Origin of the sequence: Bradyrhizobium sp. 604_D8_N2_3 (assembly GCF_051810765.1) — a bacterium.
GTDB lineage: Bacteria > Pseudomonadota > Alphaproteobacteria > Rhizobiales > Xanthobacteraceae > Bradyrhizobium > Bradyrhizobium barranii.
This window is the reverse complement of the sequence record NZ_JBPWPM010000001.1, coordinates 6,186,105-6,209,590: the sequence shown is the minus strand read 5'-3', so window position 1 is coordinate 6,209,590 and position 23,486 is coordinate 6,186,105. Positions and strand designations below refer to the sequence as shown.

The 23,486-nt window shown below is 65.8% G+C and carries 19 protein-coding genes; 14 read left to right on the top strand and 5 right to left on the bottom strand.

The window, feature by feature from the left end:
• Window positions 1–45 precede the first annotated feature (45 nt).
• Window positions 46–2,445: a bifunctional diguanylate cyclase/phosphodiesterase gene (locus AB7245_RS29890; RefSeq protein ID WP_283017056.1), complete on the top strand. Its 2,400-nt coding sequence runs from the start codon at window positions 46–48 to the stop codon at window positions 2,443–2,445.
• A 3-nt stretch (window positions 2,446–2,448) separates the two neighbouring features.
• On the opposite strand, the gene AB7245_RS29885 is transcribed toward AB7245_RS29890, so the two are convergent.
• A complete protein-coding gene (locus tag AB7245_RS29885; RefSeq protein WP_028158298.1) occupies window positions 2,449–2,883 on the bottom strand; it encodes a hypothetical protein in 435 nt (144 codons plus the stop codon).
• Between the two features lie 79 nt (window positions 2,884–2,962).
• Here AB7245_RS29885 and AB7245_RS29880 point away from each other — a divergent pair, with 79 nt between their 5' ends.
• Together AB7245_RS29880 and AB7245_RS29875 are read left to right on the top strand one after the other, a co-directional pair.
• Window positions 2,963–3,550 carry a hypothetical protein gene (locus AB7245_RS29880; RefSeq protein ID WP_085405938.1) on the top strand — a complete coding sequence of 196 codons (588 nt, stop codon included), beginning with the start codon at window positions 2,963–2,965 and terminating at the stop codon, window positions 3,548–3,550.
• Window positions 3,551–3,621: 71 nt separating this feature from the next.
• Window positions 3,622–4,212, top strand: coding sequence for a YdcF family protein (locus AB7245_RS29875; protein ID WP_439035764.1), 591 nt, complete (start codon window positions 3,622–3,624; stop codon window positions 4,210–4,212).
• A 70-nt stretch (window positions 4,213–4,282) separates the two neighbouring features.
• On the opposite strand, the gene AB7245_RS29870 is transcribed toward AB7245_RS29875, so the two are convergent.
• Window positions 4,283–5,626 carry a PLP-dependent aminotransferase family protein gene (locus AB7245_RS29870; RefSeq protein WP_014493975.1) on the bottom strand — a complete coding sequence of 448 codons (1,344 nt, stop codon included), beginning with the start codon at window positions 5,624–5,626 and terminating at the stop codon, window positions 4,283–4,285.
• A gap of 185 nt (window positions 5,627–5,811) precedes the next feature.
• On the opposite strand from AB7245_RS29870, the gene AB7245_RS29865 reads away from it, so the two are divergent.
• Complete coding sequence (locus AB7245_RS29865) at window positions 5,812–6,048, top strand: DUF1127 domain-containing protein (protein WP_071912174.1); 237 nt, start codon at window positions 5,812–5,814, stop codon at window positions 6,046–6,048.
• Between the two features lie 150 nt (window positions 6,049–6,198).
• Here the strand turns inward: AB7245_RS29865 and AB7245_RS29860 are convergent, their stop codons facing one another.
• Entirely contained in the window at window positions 6,199–6,624 is a 426-nt protein-coding gene (locus AB7245_RS29860; protein ID WP_071917342.1) for a universal stress protein, read from the bottom strand.
• A 60-nt stretch (window positions 6,625–6,684) separates the two neighbouring features.
• On the bottom strand, window positions 6,685–7,221 hold the full coding sequence (locus AB7245_RS29855) for a SixA phosphatase family protein (RefSeq protein WP_439035214.1): 537 nt from the start codon (window positions 7,219–7,221) through the stop codon (window positions 6,685–6,687).
• Between the two features lie 93 nt (window positions 7,222–7,314).
• Between AB7245_RS29855 and AB7245_RS29850 the strand changes: the two genes are divergently transcribed.
• The 9 genes from AB7245_RS29850 to AB7245_RS29810 all read left to right on the top strand — a co-directional run bounded on the left by AB7245_RS29850 (window position 7,315) and on the right by AB7245_RS29810 (window position 21,001).
• Window positions 7,315–8,751: an NAD(P)/FAD-dependent oxidoreductase gene (locus tag AB7245_RS29850; protein ID WP_085405887.1), complete on the top strand. Its 1,437-nt coding sequence runs from the start codon at window positions 7,315–7,317 to the stop codon at window positions 8,749–8,751.
• Window positions 8,752–8,859: 108 nt separating this feature from the next.
• The gene (gene msrB, locus AB7245_RS29845) at window positions 8,860–9,372 is read left to right on the top strand and encodes a peptide-methionine (R)-S-oxide reductase MsrB (protein ID WP_028148532.1); all 513 of its coding nucleotides are present in this window, start codon (window positions 8,860–8,862) and stop codon (window positions 9,370–9,372) included.
• Between the two features lie 291 nt (window positions 9,373–9,663).
• Window positions 9,664–11,943, top strand: a complete 2,280-nt coding sequence (locus AB7245_RS29840; RefSeq protein WP_439035213.1) for a flagellar hook-basal body complex protein — start codon at window positions 9,664–9,666, stop codon at window positions 11,941–11,943.
• 34 nt (window positions 11,944–11,977) lie between these two features.
• On the top strand, window positions 11,978–13,861 hold the full coding sequence (flgK, locus tag AB7245_RS29835; protein WP_439035212.1) for a flagellar hook-associated protein FlgK: 1,884 nt from the start codon (window positions 11,978–11,980) through the stop codon (window positions 13,859–13,861).
• A gap of 20 nt (window positions 13,862–13,881) precedes the next feature.
• Window positions 13,882–15,756, top strand: coding sequence for a flagellar protein (locus AB7245_RS29830; protein WP_439035211.1), 1,875 nt, complete (start codon window positions 13,882–13,884; stop codon window positions 15,754–15,756).
• 72 nt (window positions 15,757–15,828) lie between these two features.
• Window positions 15,829–16,611: a hypothetical protein gene (locus AB7245_RS29825; protein WP_135214576.1), complete on the top strand. Its 783-nt coding sequence runs from the start codon at window positions 15,829–15,831 to the stop codon at window positions 16,609–16,611.
• Entirely contained in the window at window positions 16,601–18,250 is a 1,650-nt protein-coding gene (locus AB7245_RS29820) for a hypothetical protein (RefSeq protein WP_439035210.1), read from the top strand. The genes AB7245_RS29825 and AB7245_RS29820 overlap by 11 nt, the downstream gene beginning before the upstream one ends.
• A gap of 1 nt (window position 18,251) precedes the next feature.
• Window positions 18,252–19,505: an ATP-grasp domain-containing protein gene (locus AB7245_RS29815; RefSeq protein WP_439035209.1), complete on the top strand. Its 1,254-nt coding sequence runs from the start codon at window positions 18,252–18,254 to the stop codon at window positions 19,503–19,505.
• A complete protein-coding gene (locus AB7245_RS29810; protein WP_439035208.1) occupies window positions 19,502–21,001 on the top strand; it encodes a pyridoxal phosphate-dependent decarboxylase family protein in 1,500 nt (499 codons plus the stop codon). Before AB7245_RS29815 ends, AB7245_RS29810 begins: the two co-directional genes overlap by 4 nt.
• 79 nt (window positions 21,002–21,080) lie before the next feature.
• Here AB7245_RS29810 and flbT read toward each other — a convergent pair whose 3' ends face one another.
• Window positions 21,081–21,506 (bottom strand): flagellar biosynthesis repressor FlbT, encoded by a 426-nt coding sequence (gene flbT / locus AB7245_RS29805; RefSeq protein WP_063982266.1) that lies wholly within the window; start codon window positions 21,504–21,506, stop codon window positions 21,081–21,083.
• 323 nt (window positions 21,507–21,829) lie between these two features.
• Here flbT and AB7245_RS29800 point away from each other — a divergent pair, with 323 nt between their 5' ends.
• Window positions 21,830–23,434, top strand: a complete 1,605-nt coding sequence (locus AB7245_RS29800; protein ID WP_135214580.1) for a flagellin N-terminal helical domain-containing protein — start codon at window positions 21,830–21,832, stop codon at window positions 23,432–23,434.
• The last annotated feature ends 52 nt before the right edge of the window (window positions 23,435–23,486 follow it).

Below are 23,486 nucleotides of genomic sequence, written 5' to 3'. Positions count from 1 at the left end.
TGTCCATCTCTGCCGGTTCTAGTGCGGTTGGAATAGGGACCGGCAATGTATCAAGTTCTTTACTGCCTGACGGATCAGCATGATTGGCGACTGGTCGCACTCGGCGGAGCGGTATGTCTGCTCGCCAGCGCGGCGGCGATCAGCCTGTTCCACCGCGCGCGTGCGGCGCGCGGGGGAGCTCGCGTATCGTGGGTCGCGCTTGATGCCGTCGTCGCCGGCGGCGGCATCTGGGCAACCCATTTCATCGCGATGCAGGCTTACGGGCCTGGTGCGGGCGGCGCTTACAACATTCCGTTGACGGTCCTGTCGCTGATCTTCGCGATCGCGGTCACCTTCATCGGGCTGAGCATCTCGGTGTCGGTGACGCGGGCGGGCCTGGTTGCGCTCGGCGGCGCCGTCGTTGGTGGCGGCGTTGCCGCCATGCATTACACCGGCATGATGGCGCTCGAGATTCCCGCGCACATCGGCTGGACGACCGGCACAGTGACGGTCTCGATCATCCTCGGCATCGTTCTCGGGTCGCTTGCCCTGGTGGTTGCGGGGCGCCGCGACAGCCTTGCGGGCGCGCTCGGCGCGACGGTGCTGCTGACGCTTGCCATCGTCTCACATCATTTCACCGCCATGGGCGCCGTGGAGCTGACGCCGGATCCTGCGGTCGTGATCAGCGGCCTGTCGATCCCGCCGGCCTCATTGTCGATCCTCACCGCCAGCGCCGCCGCTGCGATCATCGCGATCGCGCTCGCGGCGGCTCTGCTCGACCGCCGCGCCAAGGGCGAACTGGGACGCCAGCAGGTCGTGCTGGATACCGCGCTCGAGAACATGTCGCAGGGACTGTGCATGTTCGATGCGGACGGCAAGATCCAGCTCTTCAACGAGCGCTACGCGGCGCTGCTCGGCCGCACCGACATTCCGCTCGCCGGCCGCCTGCTCGTCGACGTGTTGCGGGAAGAGCAGGCCAAGGGCCAGTGGCAGGGCGATGCGGGCGAATTCTTCGCGCGCCTCGTGGCCGACGCGCGCGAGGGCCGCACGACCAGCCAGGTCGTCACCCGGTTCGGTCGCTCCATCCGCGTCGTCAACCAGCCGATGCAGGGCGGCGGCTGGGTCGCGACTTTCGAGGACATCACCGAATGGCTGGAGGCGCAGGCCAAGATCTCGCACATGGCGCGCCATGACGCGCTGACCAATCTGCCGAACCGCGTGCTGTTCCACGAGCAGCTCGAGCAGGGACTGGGCCGGGCGAAGTCGGGCGACCAGCTCGCGGTGCTGTGCCTCGATCTCGATCACTTCAAGGACGTCAACGACTCGCTCGGCCATCCCATCGGCGATGCGCTGCTCAAGGAAGTCGGTCGCAGGCTGAAGGCCACTGTCGGCGCGAGCGACACCGTGGCGCGGCTCGGTGGCGACGAGTTCGCCGTGGTCCAGATCGGGCGCTCCGAGGAAGCCGCGGCGCGAGCCCTTGCCGGCCGCCTCGTCGAGGTGATCTCTGCGCCTTACGAGATCGACGACCATCAGATCGTGATCGGCGTCTCGATCGGCATCTCGCTGTCGCCGCAGGACAGCGACAATCCGGACGAGCTGTTGAAGAACGCCGACCTCGCGCTGTACCGCGCCAAGGCGGACGGCCGCGGCACCTATCGCTTCTTCGAGACCGGCATGGATGCGCGTGCGCAGGCGCGGCGGCTGCTGGAGATGGACTTGCGGGCGGCGTTGCTGCGCGACGAGTTCGAGGCGTACTACCAGCCGATCCGCGACGTCGCCAGCGGTCGCGTCGTCGCCTTCGAGGCGCTGTTGCGCTGGAACCATCCGCAGCGCGGCCTGATCGCCCCCATCAACTTCATCCCGGTGGCCGAGGAGACCGGCCTCATCGTCCAGCTCGGCGAGTTCGTGCTGCGCAGCGCCTGCAGTGACGCCGCCACCTGGCCGGACGACGTCGATGTCGCCGTCAACCTGTCGCCGGTGCAGTTCAAGAGTCCGAACCTGATCGCATCCGTGACCGATGCGCTGGCAGCCTCAGGGCTCGCGGCGCGGCGGCTCGAGCTCGAGATCACCGAATCGGTGCTGCTCCAGAACAGCGAGGCGACGCTGACCACCCTGCACGAGCTGCGGGCCATGGGCGTGCGGATCTCGCTCGACGATTTCGGCACCGGCTATTCGTCGCTGAGCTACCTGCGCAGCTTCCCGTTCGACAAGATCAAGATCGACCGCTCCTTCGTGTCGGAGCTTGCGACGCGCGAGGATTCCATGGCGATCATCCGCGCCGTGACCGGCCTCGGGCGCAGCCTCGGCATCGTCACCACGGCGGAAGGCGTCGAGAACGACGCGCAGCTCGAGCTGCTGCGGCGCGAGGGCTGCACCCAGGCGCAGGGCTATCTTTTCAGCAAGCCGCGGCCCGCATCCGATGTCGCGTTGATGCTGAACCGGCCGCGGCTGCTCGCCTCGGCCTGATGTCTAGCCGCGGCGCAGCGCGAAATGCGCGCCGCAAAACGCCATCACGGCGCCAAGACATAGCGCGGCGAGCCCGGCGAGCACGCCCGAGACGGACGGGATCGGGCTCGGCGCCGAGGCCACCTGGCCCGCACCGGCAAGCAGCAGCACGCCGACCGCGATCAGGAACTGCCGCATCCGCTGCGGGATCTGTCCGGAGACGGCGCTCTGCATCAATGTCGCCGTGAAATAGCCGCCGGAGAAACCCACCGTGGCAATCAGCCACCAGGCGATCGCTGCGCCCGCGGGTATGAATTCGTGCGTGTCGGAATGCCAGAGCCCGCCGAGGTCGAGCCCGTAGCGCGCGCCCAGCATGTGCACCGCGAGCGCGAGCAGCACTCCGGAGATCACGGCGGCGCCGAGAATCAGGCGGCGCGGAAAAAAGGTCGTCTCAGCCATGCCCCGCTTGTAGGATGGGCGAGGGCGATCGCGCAAGCCGATCGCAGGCGGGATTGCGCGGACGGGATTGATTGTGGGGATACAGGTTTCGGGAGCGCAAGGCCCGTCGGTCACGAGCTACGCCTACAAGGCGTCGCTGATCGGCTCGGCGCATCGTTTCGAGCTGACGGACGAGGGCCTGTCCTGGCACATCGCCGGCCGCTCCGGCCTGTGGCGCTATGACGAGATCTCGGCGATCCGGCTGTCGTTTCGCCCGGTGTCGATGCAGCAGCACCGCTTTCGCGCCGATGTCAGCCACACCGGCGGCGGCCGCATCAGGATCCTGTCGACGAGCTGGCAGACCGCGGCGTTAATGGCGCCGCAGGACAACGGTTTTCGCGATTTCATCATCGAACTGCACGCACGTATGGCGCAAGCCGGCAGCCGCGCCGAATTGACCGCAGGCCTCGGCCGCAAGACCTATGCGGCGGTGCTGGCCTTCCTGGCGGTGCTGACGGTGGCGATGACGGGGCTGCTGATCCGCGCGCTCCTGATCGGCGAATTCGCCGGCGCCCTCTTCATCATCGGTTTTGCCGCGCTGTTCGCCTGGCAGGTCGGCGGCTTCGTGCGGCGCAACCAGCCGCACAGCTACAGTTTTGATCGTGTGCCGAAGGCGTTGCTGCCCTAGGTGCAATCGGCCGCAATCAAACGTGACTTCGTGCCCCTGCGCCGGTGTCGCATCGTGCTGTCATGCCAACCATGGATCGCAACAGGCAGCAGCCTACAGCGGATGAGATCGTCGAAATCAACCGTACGCATCTGATCGATACGCCGCTCCGGCCGGCCGATCTGTTGTTCATGTTCGGCACCCGCGAGGACGTTGGCTTGCGCGCCGACACCGCCGCGAGGCTGTGGCGCGAGGGCCTTTTCCGCTGGTCGATTGTCAGCGGTGGTGTGACGCCGGGCTCGGAGCAATCTGAGTGCACCATCATCAAGGCAGCGATGGTCGCGGCCGGCATTCCGGCGGACCTCATCCTCGAGGAACATCGCGCAATGAACACCGGCGAGAACGTGATCTTCTCGCTGCCGATCATTGATGCAGCGCTTGGACTGCGAAACATCCGGAGCGTGATCTGCCTCGGCAACACCTGGACGGCGCGCCGCTACCCGATGACGCTGCACCGGCACTGGCCTGACGTCGAGAAGATGCTGCTCACCGTCGACAGCTTTGCGACGCCGCGCGCGCTCTGGCACACCAATCTCGAGTTTCGCCGGCGTGTCCTGCACGAATGGGACAAGATCGAGCCGTACAAGGCGAGGGGCTTTATCGCGGAATGGCCGGCGACCTGAGCGGCGAAGGGCCGGATCTTTGTTGCGACGCGTTTTCGAACCGGTATCACTTCGCTCGCAACGCTCTCGCTTACTCCGTCGAGTCGAAATCCTCTTCCTTGGTGCCGAGCAGCGACACGAGTGTGCGCAGGCCGGAATCGAGCTGCTCGAGCGAGGGCGGGGCGAGCGCGAGCCGCACCGCGTTCGGTGCATGTCCGTGCGCAATTGCAAACGTCGAGGATGGCGTCAGTGCGATGCCGCGCCGGGCTGCTGCGGCGACGAAGGTCTGCGAGCGCCAGTGTGGCGGCAGCGTCAGCCACAAATGATAGGAACGGGCGTCGGCCGCGATCTGGTAGCCGGCAAGCAGCCTTGCCGCGGTCTGCTGCCGGCGCGCAGCGTCGATCCGTTTCAGCCGCGTCAGCTCGGCGACGGTGCCGTCGGCCATCAGCCGCTGCCCGGACGCCAGCGCGTGGCCCGAGGCGATCCAGCCGCCGGTCCGGACCGCGCTCATCACGCTCTCGCGCAGATGCGGCGGGGTCACGAGGATGCCGAGCGCGAGGCCCGGTGCGACCTTCTTGGACAGGCTGTCGATCACGATGCAACGGTCCGGCCCGAGCGCTGCCAGCGGTGTGTCGTCGGCGAGGAAGCCGTAGACGGCGTCCTCGATGATGGTGAGATCGAGCTTCTCGGCAACGCGCATGATGTCGGCGCGCCGCGTCGCGTTCATGGTGACGCCGAGCGGGTTCTGGATGATGGGCTGGAGATACAGCGCCGACAGATGCGCTTCGCGATGCGCTTTCTGGATCGCATCGGGCCGTGCGCCGTATTCGTCCATCGGAATCGGGACCAGCGTCACGCCGAGCCGCGCCGCGATGCTCTTGACGTAAGGGTAGGTCAGCGCCTCGACGCCGCAGCGGCCGCCGGTGGGAACGAGGGCGGCGAGCGCGGCGGCGAGCGACTGCTTGCCGTTGGCGGTGAAGACGATCTGCTCGGCCTGCGGCGTGAAATCCTTGCGCGCGAGATAGGCGACGGCCGCATTGCGCGCGCTCTTGGTGCCGGTGCTGGTCGAGACGCGCAGGGCGGATTCGAGCGCGTCGACGCGCTCGAGCCCGGCAAGGCTCTTGGCGATCATCGCCCATTGCTGCGGCAATAACGGATAATTGACCTCGAAATCGATCCGCGCGTCGCGCGGCTCGCTCAACGCCTCGACCTCGCGCTTGATGTCGCCGGAGATGAACGTGCCGCGGCCGACCTCGCCGACGACGAGCCCGCGGCGAAGCAACTCCGTATAAACCCGGCTCGCGGTCGAGACCGCGATGCCGCGGTCATAGGCAAAGTTGCGCTGTGGCGGCAGCCGGTCGCCGGGCCTTAACGTGCCTTTAGTGATATCGGCCGCAATGGCATCGGCAAGCTTCACGTATTCGAACTTGGACATTATTGCACCGAGAGCAATGTTTTACTTGCTCCGAGTAGTGTACTGGAGCATTTAAGTTCCATCAAGTTCCGCGATTGAGCCGAGGAGAGCGAGAGCAATCCGATGGCAAATGAGGTGCAGGCGCTCACAGCGTCCGCGCCAACGGCACCTGCTTCGCTGCGCGGACAATAGGCCGGAGAAGAAAAATGACCACGATCTCGCAAACTGCCGGGCGGAGTTTACGCCCATCCTCGTCGGGCGGATTTTTCAGCACGCTCGCCAACGTTGCCCATGCGCTGTTCGATCGTCTGGAGCGCCGCTCTGCCGTCAAGACGCTGAACGAGCTCGACGACCACGCCTTGCGCGACATCGGGATCACGCGCAGCCAGATCGAGGACGCCGTCTACGGGCAGTTCAAGGCCGAGCTGACGCGGTATCTGTGAGTTTGTTCGGCCGCCACGCCCGCAAGTCCGGGCGTGGTGACAATGCCTCCGCGTCGTCATTGCGAGCGGAGCGAAGCAATCCAGACTGCCACCGCGGAAAGACTCTGGATTGCTTCGCTCCGCTCGCAATGACAGCGTTTGTTGTGGCGCTCAGTGCCTGACCACCAGCACCGAGCACTTGGCGTAGCGCACGACGTGCCCGGCATTGGAGCCGAGGAAATAGGTGCGCATCGCCGGCCGGTGCGAGGTCATCACAATCAGGTCGGCCTTCATGTGCATGGCCTCCTCCAGGATCTCATGATAGATGCCGCCCTGTCGCACCACGCTGGAAATGCGCCCCGTCTCGATGCCTGACTCCCGCGCGACGATGGCGAGTGCTTCCTCGGAGGTCTGGCGCTGCTGCTCGTCGAAATCGGCCGGGACGTATTCGGCGAGCATCACCGGCGTCATCGGCAGCACGTTGAGCAGTCGTATCGATCCGCTCCAGGTCTGCGACAGCGTTATCGCGGTCGCGAGCGCCGGCTTGGCCAGATCGGTGTCGGCGAGGTCGATGGGCACGAGGATGGACTTGAACATCTGCGTCTCCCAATTGACCAAGCTAGGATCAACCGGTCGAGACGGCGCGCCCCGCGCGTCTCAACCCGATCGAAGCAGCTTGGGGCTGACGAACAGCACCAGTTTGCCGCGGCGGTAGGCCACGTCACCCCAATCCTTGACGTCAAAGTCGAAGATCGCAAGCCCCGACGTGGGCAGATTGTGAGCGAGCGCCTTGGCGCCGGCCGGATCGCCGCCGCCCATCAGCATCAGCGCGGCCTCGTGCATGCCGGGATTGTGGCCCACCAGCAGCAACTGCTTCGGGTTGGCCGGAACGGTTGCGGTGCGAATGGATTCCAGCATCTGGGCGGGATCGGCGCCGTAGAGTTCGGGCAAGACCTCCACCTGCGGCGCTGCGACGCGGTCCTTCATCGTCTCCCAGGCAATGTCCCAGGTCTGCCGGGCCCGGGCGGCGTGCGACACCAGCACGGCCTTGGGGAAAGGGGGATGGGTGGCGAGCCAATCCCCGATCTGCGCGGCGTCCTTGTGGCCGCGGTCGTCGAGGCGACGATCCTGGTCACGGCCGCTCGGCGCGTCAGTCTCGGTCTTGGCGTGACGCAGCAGCATCAAACGGCGCATGGCATTCTCGAATCGTTACGCGTCCAGGATAATCTACAGGCGCCGGTTGAGGACAAGGTGACAAGGGCCCGATCGGTCCTTTAAGGAAACGACATGAGCGAGACTTTCACAAGCGTGTCCCAGGAAGAAGCCGGCTTTCGTGAACGCACGCGACTGTCGTTTGATCTCGACGCCGACATCTGCGTGATCGGGGCCGGGCTTGCCGGGCTCTCCATCGCGCTGGAGGCAGCCCGGCTCGGAGCCAGCGTCGCGGTGCTCGAGGGCCGCCATATCGGCTGGAACGCCTCCGGAAACCAGCTTGGCACCGTGATGCCGGGCTTTGCGCTGCCGCTCGCCGATTTGATCGAGCGCATCGGCTTCGAGGACGCGCGCGAATTGTGGACACTGGCGAAGGAGGGCGCCGAGTTCGTCCGGGCCAACGCCACCGAAGAGAACATGCCCGGCATTGGCCCGAGCGATGGCGTGCTGGAGGTCTCCAACGTCGATGCCGGCGACCGGCTGATCAGCCGGTTGCAGATGCTCCACGAGGATTTCGACACGGAGGTCGAGGGCTGGCAGGTGGATCGCGTCCGCGAGGCGCTCAAGACCGACCGTTACTTCCACGGCGTCTATTATCCCCGGGCATTCCAGCTCGACGGCCGCAAATATGTGCACGGCCTCGCAGCGCTGGCGCGGCGAGCGGGAGCGCGCATATTCGAGGATACGCCGGTCGTCAGCATCGATCATTCCGGCATCCGCAAGCGCATCGTCACGCCCTCGGCGCGGCTGCGCGCCACCCACATCGTGCTCGCCGGCAACATCCACCTCGGCGCGCCGTTGAGGCGCCTGTCGGAGACGCTGCTGCCGGTCTGGCGCTATGCCGGGATTACCGCGCCGCTCGGCGAGTGCGTGCACGAGATCGTGGCGTTCAAGGGATCGGTGATGGATTCCGACGGGGTCGACCATTTCCGTGTCGTCGACGGCGACCGCCTGATGTGGGAAAGCCCCGAGACCACCTGGGCCGCGCGTCCGCAGCGCTTTGCGGGCGCGGTCAGGCGGCGGATCAGATCGATTTTCCCCCAGTTCGGCGATGTCGAGATCGCCGACATGTTCGGCGGCGCCACCGGCCAGACCGTGCACGGCATGCCGCAGATCGGCCAGTTGCGCAAAGGCCTGTGGGTAGCGAGCGGGTTCGGCCGCCAGGGCATGAACACGTCGGCCGTGGCCGGGCAGCTGATCGCGCGTAGCATTTTGTGGGGCGACGACCGCTGGAAGCTGTTCTCGCCATTCGAGCTGGTCTGGGCGGGCGGCACGACCGGGCGGGTCGCGGGCCAATTGGTGGGAGTTTGGGGCAGGGCGAGTTCCGCCGCCGCAGGCTCGCTCGCCCGCTACCGCGAGCGTGCGCGGGTCAAGGACCGGGAACGCGAGGCGCGCCTCGCTGAAGCCAACCGGGCCGCCGGCACTGGTCCTCGCCGTCCGCCGCCCAGCGTCCGGCCGCAGCCGGCCCCTCCGCCGAAACCTGTGGCCGAGGATGTGGAACCGGCCTCGTAGGACCAGGGTGTCTCGCGATAAGTTGATAAAAACCCCGCCCGGACGTGTAACGTCGGCCGTTAGAGCCCGTATCTCAGAGCGTGGACTCCCCCGCGCACGGAGAATGAGATGTTTGACCGCCGCATCCTGCTGACGACTGTTGCCGGCCTGTTCGGCCTTTCGGCCTTCCGCTGGCTGAGAGGAACGCCTGCCGAGGCTGGAGAGAAGGCCACGCAAAAATTCGAGATCGAGAAGACGGACGCCGAGTGGCGCGCCCAGCTCACGCCGCAGCAATATGAAATCCTCCGCAAGGAGGGCACCGAGAGGCCAGGCTCCAGCCCGTTGCTCAAGGAACACCGCAAGGGCATCTTCGCCTGCGCCGGCTGCGACCTGCCGCTGTTCTCGTCCGAGACCAAGTTCGAGAGCGGCACGGGTTGGCCGAGCTTCTACCAGCCGATCGAAGGCAATGTCGGCAAGACCGAGGACCGCACCTTCGGCATGGTGCGCACCGAAGTGCATTGCCGGCGCTGCGGCGGCCATCTCGGCCACGTCTTCGACGACGGTCCGAAGCCGACCGGATTGCGCTATTGCATCGACGGTTTCGGGCTGGTCTTCCACCCGGCCGCCGCGTCGGCAACGTAGGTCTCGCTGGAGTCATTCCGGAGTGATGCGTGATTATCGAATCCGGAATCTCGAGCTTCTCAGGTGCGTAATTGCGAACCTGAGTTCGGTGCTGCGGGCCGCCCCGGAATGACCCGATGCCCCGGCAATTGTTGCCGGCCCGGCAATTGTGCCCCGGTCATCGGACCGGGGCCTTCCCATTCAAGTCATTGATTTCCTGAGAATACCCGCATTGGCATAGCCCTTGCGACTGTCTCTTCCGACTGCGGCCATGGTCGACCGGCCGCCGAGATCGGATCTGGAGACAAAGTTATGGGTATCTTCGATGCAATGAACACCTCGGTGGGTGGCCTGCAGGCGCAGTCCTACGCGCTGCAGAACATTTCCGGCAACATCGCGAACTCATCCACCACCGGCTACAAGGGCATCGGGACCAGCTTCGTCGACCTCATTCCCGACGCCTCGGTGCCGAGCAAGCAGGTCGCGGGCGGCGTCACGGCCAACGCCAAGGCGACCATCACGACGCAGGGCACGATCTCAGGCTCCAGCGTCGCCACCAACATGGCGATCACCGGCGACGGCTTCTTCTCGATCCAGAAGGCAACCGGCGTCGTGGATAACGTGCCGGTGTTCAGCGGCGTCACCTATTACACCCGCCGCGGTGACTTCCAGCTCAATTCCAACGGCAACCTGGTCAATGGCGCCGGCTACTATCTGATGGGCGTCACGGTCGATCCCAAGACCGGCAACCCGACCGGCAATGTGGCGTCCGTCCTGAAATTCCAGAACAACTTCATCCCGGCACAGGCGACAACCTCGATCCAGTACGCCGCGAACCTGCCGAGCGTGCCGAACACGGGGGCGAGCTCGACCGCGGCGAGCGGCACGCTGCTGGCGGCCGGCGGCCTGAACCCGTCCGATTTCGCCGCCAACCCGCTGATCGTCGGCACGCCGCCGCCGCCTTATTCGAATGCGACGGTCTCCGGCGCGGCGGCCACCGGCAATCTGCGCTCGGCCTATACGGCGACGACTGCGACCGGCACGGTGGCGCTGCAGGACAACGCTTCGGCGGTGGCAACTGGCAGCACGTCTCTCGATGCGGGCTTGGCCACGCACCTCAACACCAGCCTTCTCACCAACCTGGCCGGCAAGTCGTTGACGGTCAACGGCCAAACAATCAACTTCGACAACACCGTCTCGGGCGTTTCGACGGTTGCGGGCCCCCCGGCGGTCACCACGATTGGTCTGAAGTCGCCCACCAGCGCACTGATGTCGGATGTCCTCAGCGCGATCGCGTCTGGAGCCGGCGTTCCCGCCTCCAGCGTGACTATGAATGCCAGCGGCAACATCCAGATCACGACCAGCACCACGGCCGACGTGACGATCGGCGGCACTGCGGCAGGATTGCTCGGCGTCAGCAGCGTGACGCGCGGCGGTAACGTGCTGTCCACTCCCGCGATTACGAGTGGTACACAGCTCGGCGGCACCGCGACGCCCGGCGGGGCGGAAGTCCTCTCGACGCCCTTCGTGGTCGGCAACACGATCCAGGTCAACGGCACGGGAGCTGCCAATACGATCACCTTCGTGGCCTCCGGCGCTACCCCTCCGAACCAGATCAACATCACCGACTCCATAGCGACTCTGCTCAGCCAGATCGACACGCTCAGCGGTGCGAGCGGTTCTTCGATCAGCAACGGCGTGATCACCCTGAATACCGGTATCGCCAATCCCACCTTGACGGTGACGAGCCCCAACAACAGCAGCGCCTTCGCCGCGCTCGGCTTCACGTCGTCAATCTCCAAGAACCGCGGCGGTGGCGGCACTGCCGGCACCGGCGGCGTGATCGGCAACGATATCGCCACGTTCACCAAGGAATCGATCAGCGGCGGTGCGGTCACCGCCTACAACGCCGCGGGCACGCCGGTGAACCTGCAGCTGCGTTGGGCCAAGACCGACAGCGCCTCGCTGGGCACCGGCCATTCCGACACCTGGAACTTGTTCTACCAAACCGATCCGAATGCGACGGGCACGACGGTCGGCTGGGTCAACACCGGGCAGGCCTTCACCTTTGCCAGCGACGGCTCGCTGACCTCGCCGAGCGGATCGGGCATCACCATCAACAACGTCAGCGTCGGCGGCCAGTCGCTCGGCTCGGTCGCTTTCAACATGTCCTCGGGCGGGCTGACGCAATATGCCAGCACCAGCGGCGCGGTGACGATCAACACCATCACGCAGAACGGCTACGCCGCCGGTCAGCTCCGCTCGGTTGCCGTCAACAACAGCGGCCTCGTGGTCGGCACCTTCTCCAACGGCCAGAACCTCAACCTCGCCCAGGTGACGCTGTCGCACTTCAACGGCACCAATTACCTCAAGGCCCTCGACGGTGGCGCCTACGCCGCGACCGAACAGTCGGGCACAGCGATCGACGGCGCGTCGGGCAGCATCAGCGGCTCGTCGCTGGAAGGCTCGAACACCGACATCGCCGACGAATTCACCAAGCTGATCGTGACCCAGCAGGCCTATTCGGCCAACACCAAGGTGATCACGACAGCGAATTCGATGGTGCAGGATCTCTTGAACGTGTTGCGCTGATCGGCGCGTGACGTAACCAAAGGCGGCTAGTGATATGGGTTTGAGTTCAGCCCTCGCCAGTGCGATGAGCGGTCTGCGTGCCAACCAGGCCGCGCTCTCGATCGTCTCCTCGAACGTCGCCAACTCGCAGACGCCGGGTTACGTCGTCCAGAGGCCGAACCAGATCGAGGTCACCACCGGCGATTTCGGCTCGACGGCGATGACGACCGGCGTCAGCCGGGAGCTCGACACCTTTGTGCAGAACCAGCTGCGCACCGAGACCGGCGGCAGCGGTTACGCCGACCAGATGGCCAACATCCTGAAGCAGCTTCAGAGTGTCTACGGCACGCCCGGCAACAGCGGCACGCTCGAAACCGCGCTGAACAATTTTACCACGGCGTTGCAGGCGCTGTCGACCAGCGCGGGCTCGTCGTCGGCGCAGACGGTTGCCCTCGGCGCGGCGCAGGCCCTGGCCCAGCAGCTCAACGTGACCACCAAGGGCATCCAGTCGCTGCGCTCCAACGTCGAGCAGGATCTCGGCACCTCGGCACAGCAGGCCAACGCGGCGATGCAGCAGGTCGCCGACATCAACACCAAGCTCCAGGGCCTGTCGGCCAACGATCCCTCGGCCGCGACGCTGATGGACCAGCGCGATCAGGCCATCAACACGCTGTCGAAATATGTCGACGTTCGCGTCACCACCGACGGTTCGAATCAGGCCAACATCTACACCACCACCGGTATCCAGCTGGTCGGCGCCGGGCTCGCCTCGCAATTCACCTTTGCCTCCGCCGGCGCGCTGTCGGCGACCTCGCTCTACAACGCCGACCCGGCCAAGTCGGGCGTCGGTGCGCTCAACATCAAGCTGCCGAACGGCTCGCAGCTCGACGTCGTCGCCAACAACGTGGTCTCCTCCGGCCAGATCGCGGCTGATCTCAAGCTGCGCGACCAGACGCTGGTGCAGGCGCAGAACCAGATCGACCAGCTCGCCGCCACGATGTCGAGCGCGCTGTCGGACAAGACCACGGCCGGCAGCACGGTCTCAGGCCCGCCGGCCGGATTCGATCTCGACCTTGCCGGTGCGCAGCCGGGCAATACGGTCAACATCACCTACAAGGACACGGCGACCAACACCCAGCGCCAGATCACGCTCGTCAACGTGACCGACCCGGCGGCGCTGCCGCTCCAGAACGCCACCAATGCCAACCCGATGCGGGTGGGCGTCAATTTCTCCGGCGGCATGAGTGCGATCGCCGCTGCGCTCAACACCGCGCTCTCAGGCTCGCACCTGACGTTCTCCGCCGCTCCGTCTCCGGCGACGGCCACGACGCTGCGGGTGACTGATGACAATACCGGCCTTGCCCAGGTCAATTCGGCCTCGACCACCAAGACGATCTCGTCGCTGACCTCGGGCAGCCCGCAGCTGGCGGTGTTCACCGACGGCGGGCAGGCGCTCTACACCGGTGCGATCACCGCCTCGGGCTCGCAGATGATCGGCCTTGCCGGGCGCATCGCCGTGAACACGCAGCTGGTCAGCGATCCCACGCGGCTGTCCGTCTACAACACCTCGCCGGTGACGCCCGCCGGCGATACCACGCGCTCGGACTATCTCTATTCGCAGCTCACCAATGCGGTGTTTTCCTATTCGCCGACGACCGGCCTCGGCTCGGCGAACCAGCCCTTCACCGGCAGCGTCTCGAACTACCTCCAGCAGTTCCTGAGCATCCAGGCCAACGCCTCGACCCAGGCCACCCAGCTCCAGCAGGGCCAGAGCGTCGTGGTCTCGACGCTCCAGGCCAAGTTCGACTCGACCTCCAGCGTCAATCTGGACTCGGAGATGTCGAACCTGATCCAGCTCCAGAATGCCTATGCCGCCAACGCCCACGTCATGTCGGTGGTGCAGAGCATGATGAACACGTTGATCCAGGCTCAAGTGTAACCAGTACAGGGTTCTGAAAGATGTCGATCAGCAGCATCAACTACTCTTCGTCGGTCCTCGGCGCGCAGATCCGCAACATCAATCAGCAGCTCACCGACCTGTCGACGCAGCTCGCGACCGGCAAGCTGTCGCAGAACTATTCCGGGATGGGCACCAACGAGGGCTTTGCGATCGCCGGGCGCTCGCAGCTCTCCAACATCGCCGCCTATACCGACACGATCACGAACGTGAACGTGAACATCAACCTCGCCAATACCGCGCTCCAGTCGCTCACGACGATCCGCAACACGGTGCAGACCGGCTCCGCGGGCACCGCGCAGGATCTCAACGTCAACGGACAGACCGTCGCGCAGAACACGGCCGCTTCGCAGTTCAGCTCGATGGTCGGCGTTCTCAACACGCAGTCGGGCAACCGCTATCTGTTCTCCGGGACCGCGTTCAACACGCAGTCGGTTGCCAATGCCGGCGACATCATCAACGGCACGACCACGCAGGCGGGCTTCAAGACCGTCATGGCGGAGCGCCAGGCCGCCGACCTCGGTGCCAACGGCATGGGACGGCTGGTGCAGACGCAGCCGACGCCGAGCTCGGTGCGGGTATCCGAGGACGTCGCCGGATCGCCGTTCGGAATGAAGATCGCGGCGGTGTCCTCGACGCTGACGGGTGCGACGGTCACCGGCCCGAGCGGCTCGCCGGTGTCGTTCTCGGTCGATCTCAACGGCCTCAACCCGAACGACGGCGACAAGCTGAGCGTCCAGTTCACGCTGCCGGACGGCACCACCGGGCAGGTCGACCTGACCGCGTCCACGGCCACGCCGACGCCGATCGGCAGCTTTGCGATCGACGCGACGACCCCGGCCAACACGGCCGCGAACCTCAACACGGCATTGAACACCGCGATCACGAAGCTCGCCAACACTTCGCTTGTCGCGGCATCCGCGATCACGGCCGGCGACAATTTCTTCAACACCGCAAGCTCCGCGATCGGTGCGCCCGTCAACAACCAGGCGGCGCCACCGGCTCCGATCAGCGGCGCAACGGCGCTGTCCGGCGCGAGCCCCTCGAATTCGATCTCGCCGGGCTTCGCCGCCGGTGACACCATCACCGTGAACGGCACCACGCTGACCTTCGTCAGTTCGGGCGCGACCGGCAACCAGCTCAATGTCGGCGACAGCATCCAGACGCTGATGAGCAAGATCGACCAGATCACGGGCACGTCGAAGCCTTCGACCGTGCATGGCGGCTCGATCACGATCAACACGGACGACGCGGCGAGCCTCAACATCACGACCTCGAACTCGGGCGCACTCAACGCGCTCGGCTTCGGCTCGACCCCGGTCACCGCGACGCAGCCGCCTTTGCGCGTCGGTTCTTCACCGGCGAGTTCGGCGACGACGCTGGTCAACGGCTCGGCCAACACGGTGAAATGGTACACCGGCAATGACGGGCCCGGCTCGCCGCGCTCCACGGCGATGGCGCGGGTCGATGATTCAGTCACGGTGCAATATGGCGCGCAGGCCAACGAGGACGCGATCCGCCAGCAATTGCAGGCGATCGCCGTATTCGGGACGTTCTCAACCTCGCCGACCAGCCAGTATGCGGGCGGGCAGGTCTCCGCGCTGAGCCTGCGGGTGACGCAGTCGTTGACGAAGCAGCCCGGCCAGCAGCACATCGAGGACATCCAGACGGACCTCGCGATGGCCCAGAACACGATGAAGGACGCAGGCACGCGCCAGACCCAGGCCAAGGCGCAGCTGCAGTCCATCATCGACCAGGCGGAATCGGCCTCGCCGGACCAGGTGGCGAGCGAGATCCTGTCGCTGCAGAACGCGCTTCAGGCGTCCTACCAGGTCACCTCGAACCTCTCGCAGCTCTCGCTCGTCAAGTTCCTGTAAGCGCGCATTAAGACGCCGTTAACCATGCCTCTTTACCTTTTGGTGAGGAGTTGAGCGGGGCGGGGGCCGTCGATGTCGGACAAGATGCAGCTGGTGGTGGCCACGCCGTGCTTCGGCGGGCAGGTCTCGAGCATTTATGCAAGCTCGATCTTCGCGCTCCAGCGCGCCGTGCACGGCATGTCCAATCTCGAGCTCAAGGTGCTCTTGCGCGACGGCGATGCGCTGATCACGCGCGCGCGGGCCAATCTGGCCGCGATGTTTCTCGACGATCCAAAGGCGACCCATTTCCTGTTCATCGACGCCGACATCGGCTTCAAGCCCGAGCAGGTGTTCCGGCTGATCGAATGCGGCGCGGATGTCGTCGCCGGCTGTTATCCGATCAAGCGGGTCAACTGGGACAAGGCCAGGCGGGCGATCGAGTCCGGCCGCGCGGATGTGCCGGCGGCCGCGCTCGATTATGTGCTCGAGATCGAGGATCCCGACCGCATCGTAGTGGTCAACGGTTTTACCCGCGTGCGCTACGCCGGCACCGGCTTCCTGATGATCCGCCGCCACGTGCTGGAGGCGATGTGCCGCCACCCCAACTATGCCGACCTGCAATTCTTCCGCGAGCATTCGCACGACACGCTGGCGGCGAGCCAGAACCGCTTCGCGCTGTTCGAATGCATGATCGATCAGGCGACGGGGACTTATCTTTCCGAGGACTTCGCCTTCTGCAAGCGCTGGACCGACATCGGCGGCGAGATCTGGGCCGACATCGAGAGCTCGCTGGATCACGTCGGGCCGTCGGTGTTCCACGGCGACATCGCCTCGCAATTCGCAGCCGCGCCCGCGGCAGCTGCCGATGCGGCGTGAGCCTTCCGGGATGAGCGCCGGCGCATCCGGTCTGTCGGTCCCCGAGCGCACATTCGACGGCGGCTCGCGCTACCGCCTGCGCGATCTCTTCACGCCATTGGACACGCTGCTCGTCTCCGGCGGAGATCCGCGGCTGGCGCTCGACGCTGGGGATCGCGTCAATGCCTATGGCTGTGCGGCCTCGCCGGAACCCGAGATCTGGAATTTCGCCTCCTCGACGGCATCGACGATCTCGCAACTCGCCTATGACCGCGCCGCGCTGGCGCGCGAAGAGCTGATGCACAGGTGCCTGTTCGATGAGGTCGAGATCGCCTTCGATGCGCGCTGCGAGGCCATGCGCGAGGAGTTGCGCGGCCATCTCCAGCTCTCGCCGCGCGTCGACGTCGTGTTCTCGCCGTCCGGGACGGATTCTCAGCTCCACGCCCTGTTCCTGGCGCGTGCGGTGCTCGGCGCGCCTCCAGTGACGATCGTGGTCGGCGCCGACCAGACCGGTAGCGGCACGGCCCATACCGCGCGCGGTCACCATTTCAGCTCCATGACGGCGAGCGGCCTTGCCGTGCGCAAGGACGGCGCGGTTGCCGGACTCGCCGGCGCCAGCGTGACGTTGCCGCTGCTTCGGGCCGGGCCCGGGATCGCGATGCGCGCCGACACCGATGCCGCGGTGCTGGAGGCGATTGAAGCGACGATCGCGCAAGGTGCGCCCGTGCTGCTTCAGATCTTGGATTCCTCGAAGCTCGGCTGGCGCGCGCCGGGCGTGGCCTGTCTCGACGAGATCGCGCGGCGCTGGCCGCGCAAGGTTCAGGTCGTCGTCGACGCCTGTCAGGCGCGGCTCGGCCGCCGCCGGCTGCGCTCCTATCTCGACCGCGGCTATATGGTGCTGATCACCGGCTCGAAATTCTTCGGTGGCCCTGCCTTCAGCGGCGCGCTGCTGGTGCCGAAGGGGCTTTCGCGGTCGCTCGACCGGATTGAGGGGATTGCGCCGGGCTTCTTCGACTATGCCGGCCGCTGCGATTGGCCGATGGCCTGGACGGCGCTGCGCTCACGCTTCGAGCGTCGGCCGAATTTCGGACAATGGCTGCGCTGGGAGGCGGCGCTCGCGGAAATCGGCAGCTACTACGCCGTGCCCGGAGCTTTCCGCGTCAGGGCGCTGGCCGAGCTTGCCGCCGGCATCGACAGCATGATCGCGCTGTCGCCGTCGCTTCAACCCGTTCCAACGGCGACCGAGAAGACTGCCGGAGACGACGAGGAGTTCGCGTACGCCACGATCTTTCCGTTCATGCTGCTGCGCGACGGCAAGCCGGTCTCGATGGCCGAGACCAGCGCCGTCCACCGGGCGCTGCGGCGTGACGTGAACGAGGAGATCAGCGGCAGCGCGGCGGACCGGCAGGTCGCCGTCCAGCGTAGCCTGATCGGCCAGCCGGTCCGGCTGGAGCGGCAGGACGACGCGCCGCAGGCCGTGCTGCGCCTCTGCGTCGGCGCCCGGCTCGTGACCGAGGCCTGGTCGCCGGATATGGCGCAGGCACGACGCAATGTGCAGCACCTGCTCGATCGCATCGCCCATGTCCTGGTGAAGATCGAGCTGCTGCTTGGCCGCGGCGCAGCCGCAACCGCGCCGGAAAAGTCCGCGTTCGAGGTATGAGATGCAGCATCCAGTTTTCGCGCCGATCGGCGTGACCGTGCCAAACTGTGCCGACCGCATCGGCTTTGCGCAGCTGACGCGCCAGGCGTTCGAAGGTGTCGATCTGCAGCCACTGCGCGATCAGCTCGTCACGCGGATCACGGAAGGAGCAGCGCACGCGGGCGAAGGCCTTGACCTATCGCTGATCGTCCAGCTACTCGGCGACAAGGCGGCGGGGCTGGCGATCCAGTCGGAGGTGCTGACCTTCCATCAATTGTTTCGCACGCCCGCTGCGGCTCCGAAGCCCAGCTTGCGCGTGCTCGCCCTTGCGGCCGACATCGACATGGGCGGCAACACGCCGATCGATTTCCTGCTCGAGGGCTCCGACATCGAGCTGTTGACGCTCTACGTGGTCAAGGGCTCCGGTCTCCCGGAGAATTTGCCCGATCACGACGTCGCCATCGTGATCGCATCCGATTCCGAGGAATGCCGGGAACCGCTCGCCCTGATCGAAAAGGCGGCGCCGCGCTGGCCGCGCCCGCTGCTCAATCGCCCCGATCTCATCGGCAACCTCGATCGCGACAAGCTGTATCGGCTGCTGGCGGGCATCCCTGGTCTCGAGATTCCATCGACCATCCACGCGACGCGCGCGCAATTGACGGATCTCGCGCAGGGCCGGATCGCTTGCGAGGACATCGCCGGCGAATTACGCTTTCCGATGATCGCGCGGCCGCGCGGCACGCATGCCGGTGTCGGGCTCGCGAAGCTCGACGATGCGCCGGGGCTCGCGGCCTATCTCGCCGAGCGCGAGGAGCAGGATTTCTTCGTCGCACGCTTCGTCGATTATGCGAGCCCCGACGGGCTCTACCGCAAATATCGTCTCGCCATGGTCGACGGCAAGCCCTACGCCTGCCACATGGCGATCGCCGATCGCTGGGACATCTGGTATCTCAACGCCTACATGGCGTTCAGCGAGGAGAAGCGGGCTGAAGAGGCCGTCTTCATGCTGGACTTTGACCACGCCTTCGCCGCGCGCCACAAGACCGCGCTCGACGAGATGAGCCGGCGCGTCGGCCTCGATTATTTCATCGTCGATTGCGCCGAGAACCAGAACCGCGAGCTGCTGGTCTTCGAAGCCGACAACACCGCCGTCGTGCACAACATGGATCCGCCGGTCGTGTTTCCGTACAAGCCGCCGCAGATGCGCAAGATCTTTGCCGCGTTCACGGCGATGCTGTCGCGGCACGCAGGAGAGGGCAAGGCGAGCGCAGCATGAACGAGATCATCCGCAACGCGCAAAGCTCCGTCGCGCAGGCTTCGCTCGATCCGCAGGACTGGAGCGAATTTCGCACGCTCGCCCATCGCATGCTGGACGAGGCGATCGACGGCATCGCCAATGTCCGCGCGCGGCCGGTGTGGCAGCCGATTCCCGACGGCATCCGCGCAGCATTGAAGGCCGACGTGCCGCGCGAGGCGAGCGACCTTGCCGATGTCTATCGCGAATTCGCCGAGCATGTCGCGCCCTATGCGACCGGCAACGTCCATCCCGGGTTCATGGGCTGGGTGCATGGCGGCGGCACCGCGGTCGGCATGCTCGCGGAGATGCTCGCGGCTGGGCTCAACGCCAATCTCGGCGGACGCGATCACATGCCGATCGAAGTCGAGCGCCAGATCGTCGCGTGGATGCGGCGCCTGTTTGATTTCCCGGAGAGTGCGAGCGGCATCTTCGTCACGGGCACGTCGATGGCCAATCTGATGGCGGTGCTGGTGGCGCGCACGAGCGCGCTCGGCAAGCTGGCGCGGCAGCACGGCATCGGCAATGACGGCGCGCTGCTCACGGCCTACACGTCGCATTCTGCGCATGGCTGCGTCTCCAGGGCGATGGACATTGCCGGGATCGGCACCGATGCGCTGCGCAAGATCGATGTCGATGTCGATCATCGTATCGACGTCGCCGCGCTGCGGGCGCAGATCGCGATCGATCGCGAGGTCGGATTCAAGCCGTTCCTGGTCTTCGCATCCGCCGGCACGGTCGATATCGGCGCGATCGACGACCTCAAGGCGATCGCTGAACTGTGCCGCGAGGAAGGAATCTGGTTTCACGTCGATGGCGCCTTCGGGGCGCTCGCGATCTTCTCGCCCGAGCTCGCGCCCATGCTCGGCGGCATCGAGCTCGCCGATTCCATTGCGCTCGACTTCCATAAGTGGGGGCAGGTGCCCTACGACGCCGGCTTCCTGCTGGTACGCGACGGCGAGCAGCACCGGCAGGCCTTTGCGCAGCCGGCGGCCTATCTGCGCCGCGAGGCGAGGGGGCTTGCAGCGGGCGCGGTCTGGCCCTGCGATCTCGGCCCAGACCTGTCGCGCGGCTTCCGCGCGCTGAAGACCTGGTTCACGCTGAAGACGTTCGGCACCGACCGGCTGGGCGCGGTGATCGCGCGAAGCTGCGCGCTGGCGAAATATCTGGAGACGCGCGTGCTGGCCGCGCCTCGGCTGGAATTATTGGCGCCGGTGAACCTCAACATCGTCTGCTTCCGCTATCGCGCCGACGATGCGGTCAATCGCGAGATCGTCGCCGATGTCCAGGAGTCCGGCGTTGCGGCGCCCTCGAGCACGACGCTGGACGGCAGGTTCGCGATCCGCGCTGCCATCGTCAATCACCGTACCGACGAGACGGACATCGACGCGCTTGTGGCTGCGGTGCTGGAGTTCGGCGCGCGGCGGACCGGCGATGGTCTGATCGAGGTCGAGGCGCCGCCGCTGGCGGCGCAGTGACCAGGAACGCAGGTGAAACGACAACGGCCCCGGAGATGATCCGGGGCCGTTGTCGTTTGGGCAGGTTGATGCGTGCCGATCAGGCGGCCGAGCTGACGTCGCCCTTGGGATGCGTCGCTTGGTACTGGTCCCGCAGCTTCTCTTCATAGGCGATCAGCTTGCGGGCATCCTTCAGCGCCCGGTAGAGATCGCCGCTCATGATGTTGTTGTTGATGCTTTCGATGATCGGCCAGGCGCTCGGCACCGCGGTGACGATGTCGCGCACAAGGTTGAAGTAGGTGCCGTGCTGGCTCTGCGGATCCGGCGAGATGTACATGAGCTGGACCGCGAGATAGACGAGCTTGGCCGGCGTGTCGGCGGTCTCCGGCGTGAGGATGTCGCGCTCGCGCAGGATCGGCACGTTCTCGCCGTCGATCAGGAGGCGGGCGCGCTGGTCGGTGTTGGTGATCACCGAATTGCCGACGATGATGCGTTCGTGCGGTTTGAGCTCAACCTTGAGAGCCATGCCTGTTCTCCATCAACCCTTTTACAACGATCCGTCGCGGCGTTCGTGCGATGAGGGCGATCGTTCGTGATTTGGAGCCGATCCTTGCGCAACATGGTTAACAGGTCGTAAACGACGGCGGCGGGGACGGAAAATGCAACAATTTCAAGGCCGATAGCGGCATGTCCAGCCGTCTGCCGCGGCCTCGAAGGGCGCTTTCAGCGTCGCGGCGGGAAAAGTGCGGGTTTCATTTCACGGATTGTTAGAGGCTTGGACGCACGGTCCGGCGGTCGTCTGATCAATTTTGGTCAGATAGGACGCGTAGCTACCAGAAAGGTAACAGTATGTCCGTCGTTCTCTCCGCATCGGTTCGCCAGAACCTGCTCTCCCTCCAGTCCACCGCCGACCTCCTCGCCACCACCCAGTCCCGTCTGTCGACTGGCCGCAAGGTGAACTCGGCTCTGGATAATCCCACCAACTTCTTCACCGCCCAGGGCCTTGATAACCGCGCCAGCGACATCGGCAATCTGCTCGATGGCATCGGCAACGGCGTTCAGGTTCTCCAGGCAGCCAACACCGGCATCACCTCGCTGCAGAAGCTGGTGGACAGCGCCAAGTCGATTGCCAACCAGGTGCTGCAGAGCCCGACGGGCTACTCCACCAAGTCGACCGTGACCTCGACCGCCATCACCGGCGCGACCGCCAACAACCTGCTCGGCACCGGCTACACCAACAACACGGTCGCCGGCACCGCCGTGCTGAACGACAACACCGGCACTGCGGTCAACATCACGGCCTCCACCCAGCTGGTCGGTACCGCCGGTGCGGGTTCCGACGACCTCGGCACCGCCATCACCAACGGCTCGGTCCTGACGGTCAACGGCAAGACCATCACGTTCTCGACCGCGCAGACCACTTCGACCACGGACACCGCCGGCAACGTCACCATCGGCATCGGCACGGGCAGCACCTTGACGGTGCAGAGCGTGCTGACTGCGATCGACGGCATCACCGGCACCGGCACCGCCTCGACCGTCGCGGCTGGTAAGCTCACGCTGAGCACCGGCACGACCTCGGATCTCACGATCGCGGGTTCGGGCAACGTGCTCGCCGCGCTCGGTCTCACCGCCGGCACCACCGCCCGCGTCCCGCCCGCCATCTCCGGCCAGACGCTGACGATCGCAGCCACCGGCGGCGGCACGCCCACCAGCATCACCTTCGGCACCGGCACCGGCCAGATCTCGACGCTGAACGGGCTCAATTCGGCGCTGGCGGCCAACAACCTGCAGGCCTCGATCGACTCGACCGGCGTGATCTCCATCACGACCACGAACGACGCGGCCTCCTCGACGATCGGTACGCTCGGCGGCTCGGCCTTTACCGCCACCGGCCCGTTCCACAGCGCTGCCATCGCGGCTCCGGTTGCCGATCCGACCTCGCAGACCCAGCGTGCAGGCTTGGTTGCGCAGTACAACAACGTGCTCGCGCAGATCAACACGACCGCGCAGGATGCCTCCTTCAACGGCGTCAACCTGCTCAACGGCGATACGCTGAAGCTGACGTTCAACGAAACCGGCAAGTCGACGCTGAGCATCACCGGTGTGACCTTCAACACCGCGGGTCTCAACATCTCGACCCTCGCCTCGGGCACCGACTTCCTGGACAACGCTTCGGCCAACAAGGTCCTGACCTCGCTCAATGCCGCCAGCAGCACGCTGCGTTCGGAAGCATCGACGCTGGGTTCGAACCTGTCGGTCGTGCAGATCCGTCAGGACTTCAACAAGAACCTGATCAACGTCCTGCAGACCGGTTCGTCCAACCTGACGCTGGCCGACACCAACGAGGAAGCGGCCAACAGCCAGGCGCTGTCGACCCGCCAGTCGATCGCGGTCTCGGCGCTGTCGCTGGCCAACCAGTCGCAGCAGAGCGTGTTGCAGCTCCTGCGCTGATACGCGGCGAAAATCGTCAAACAAGGCATTACGGCGGGGCTTTTGCCTCGCC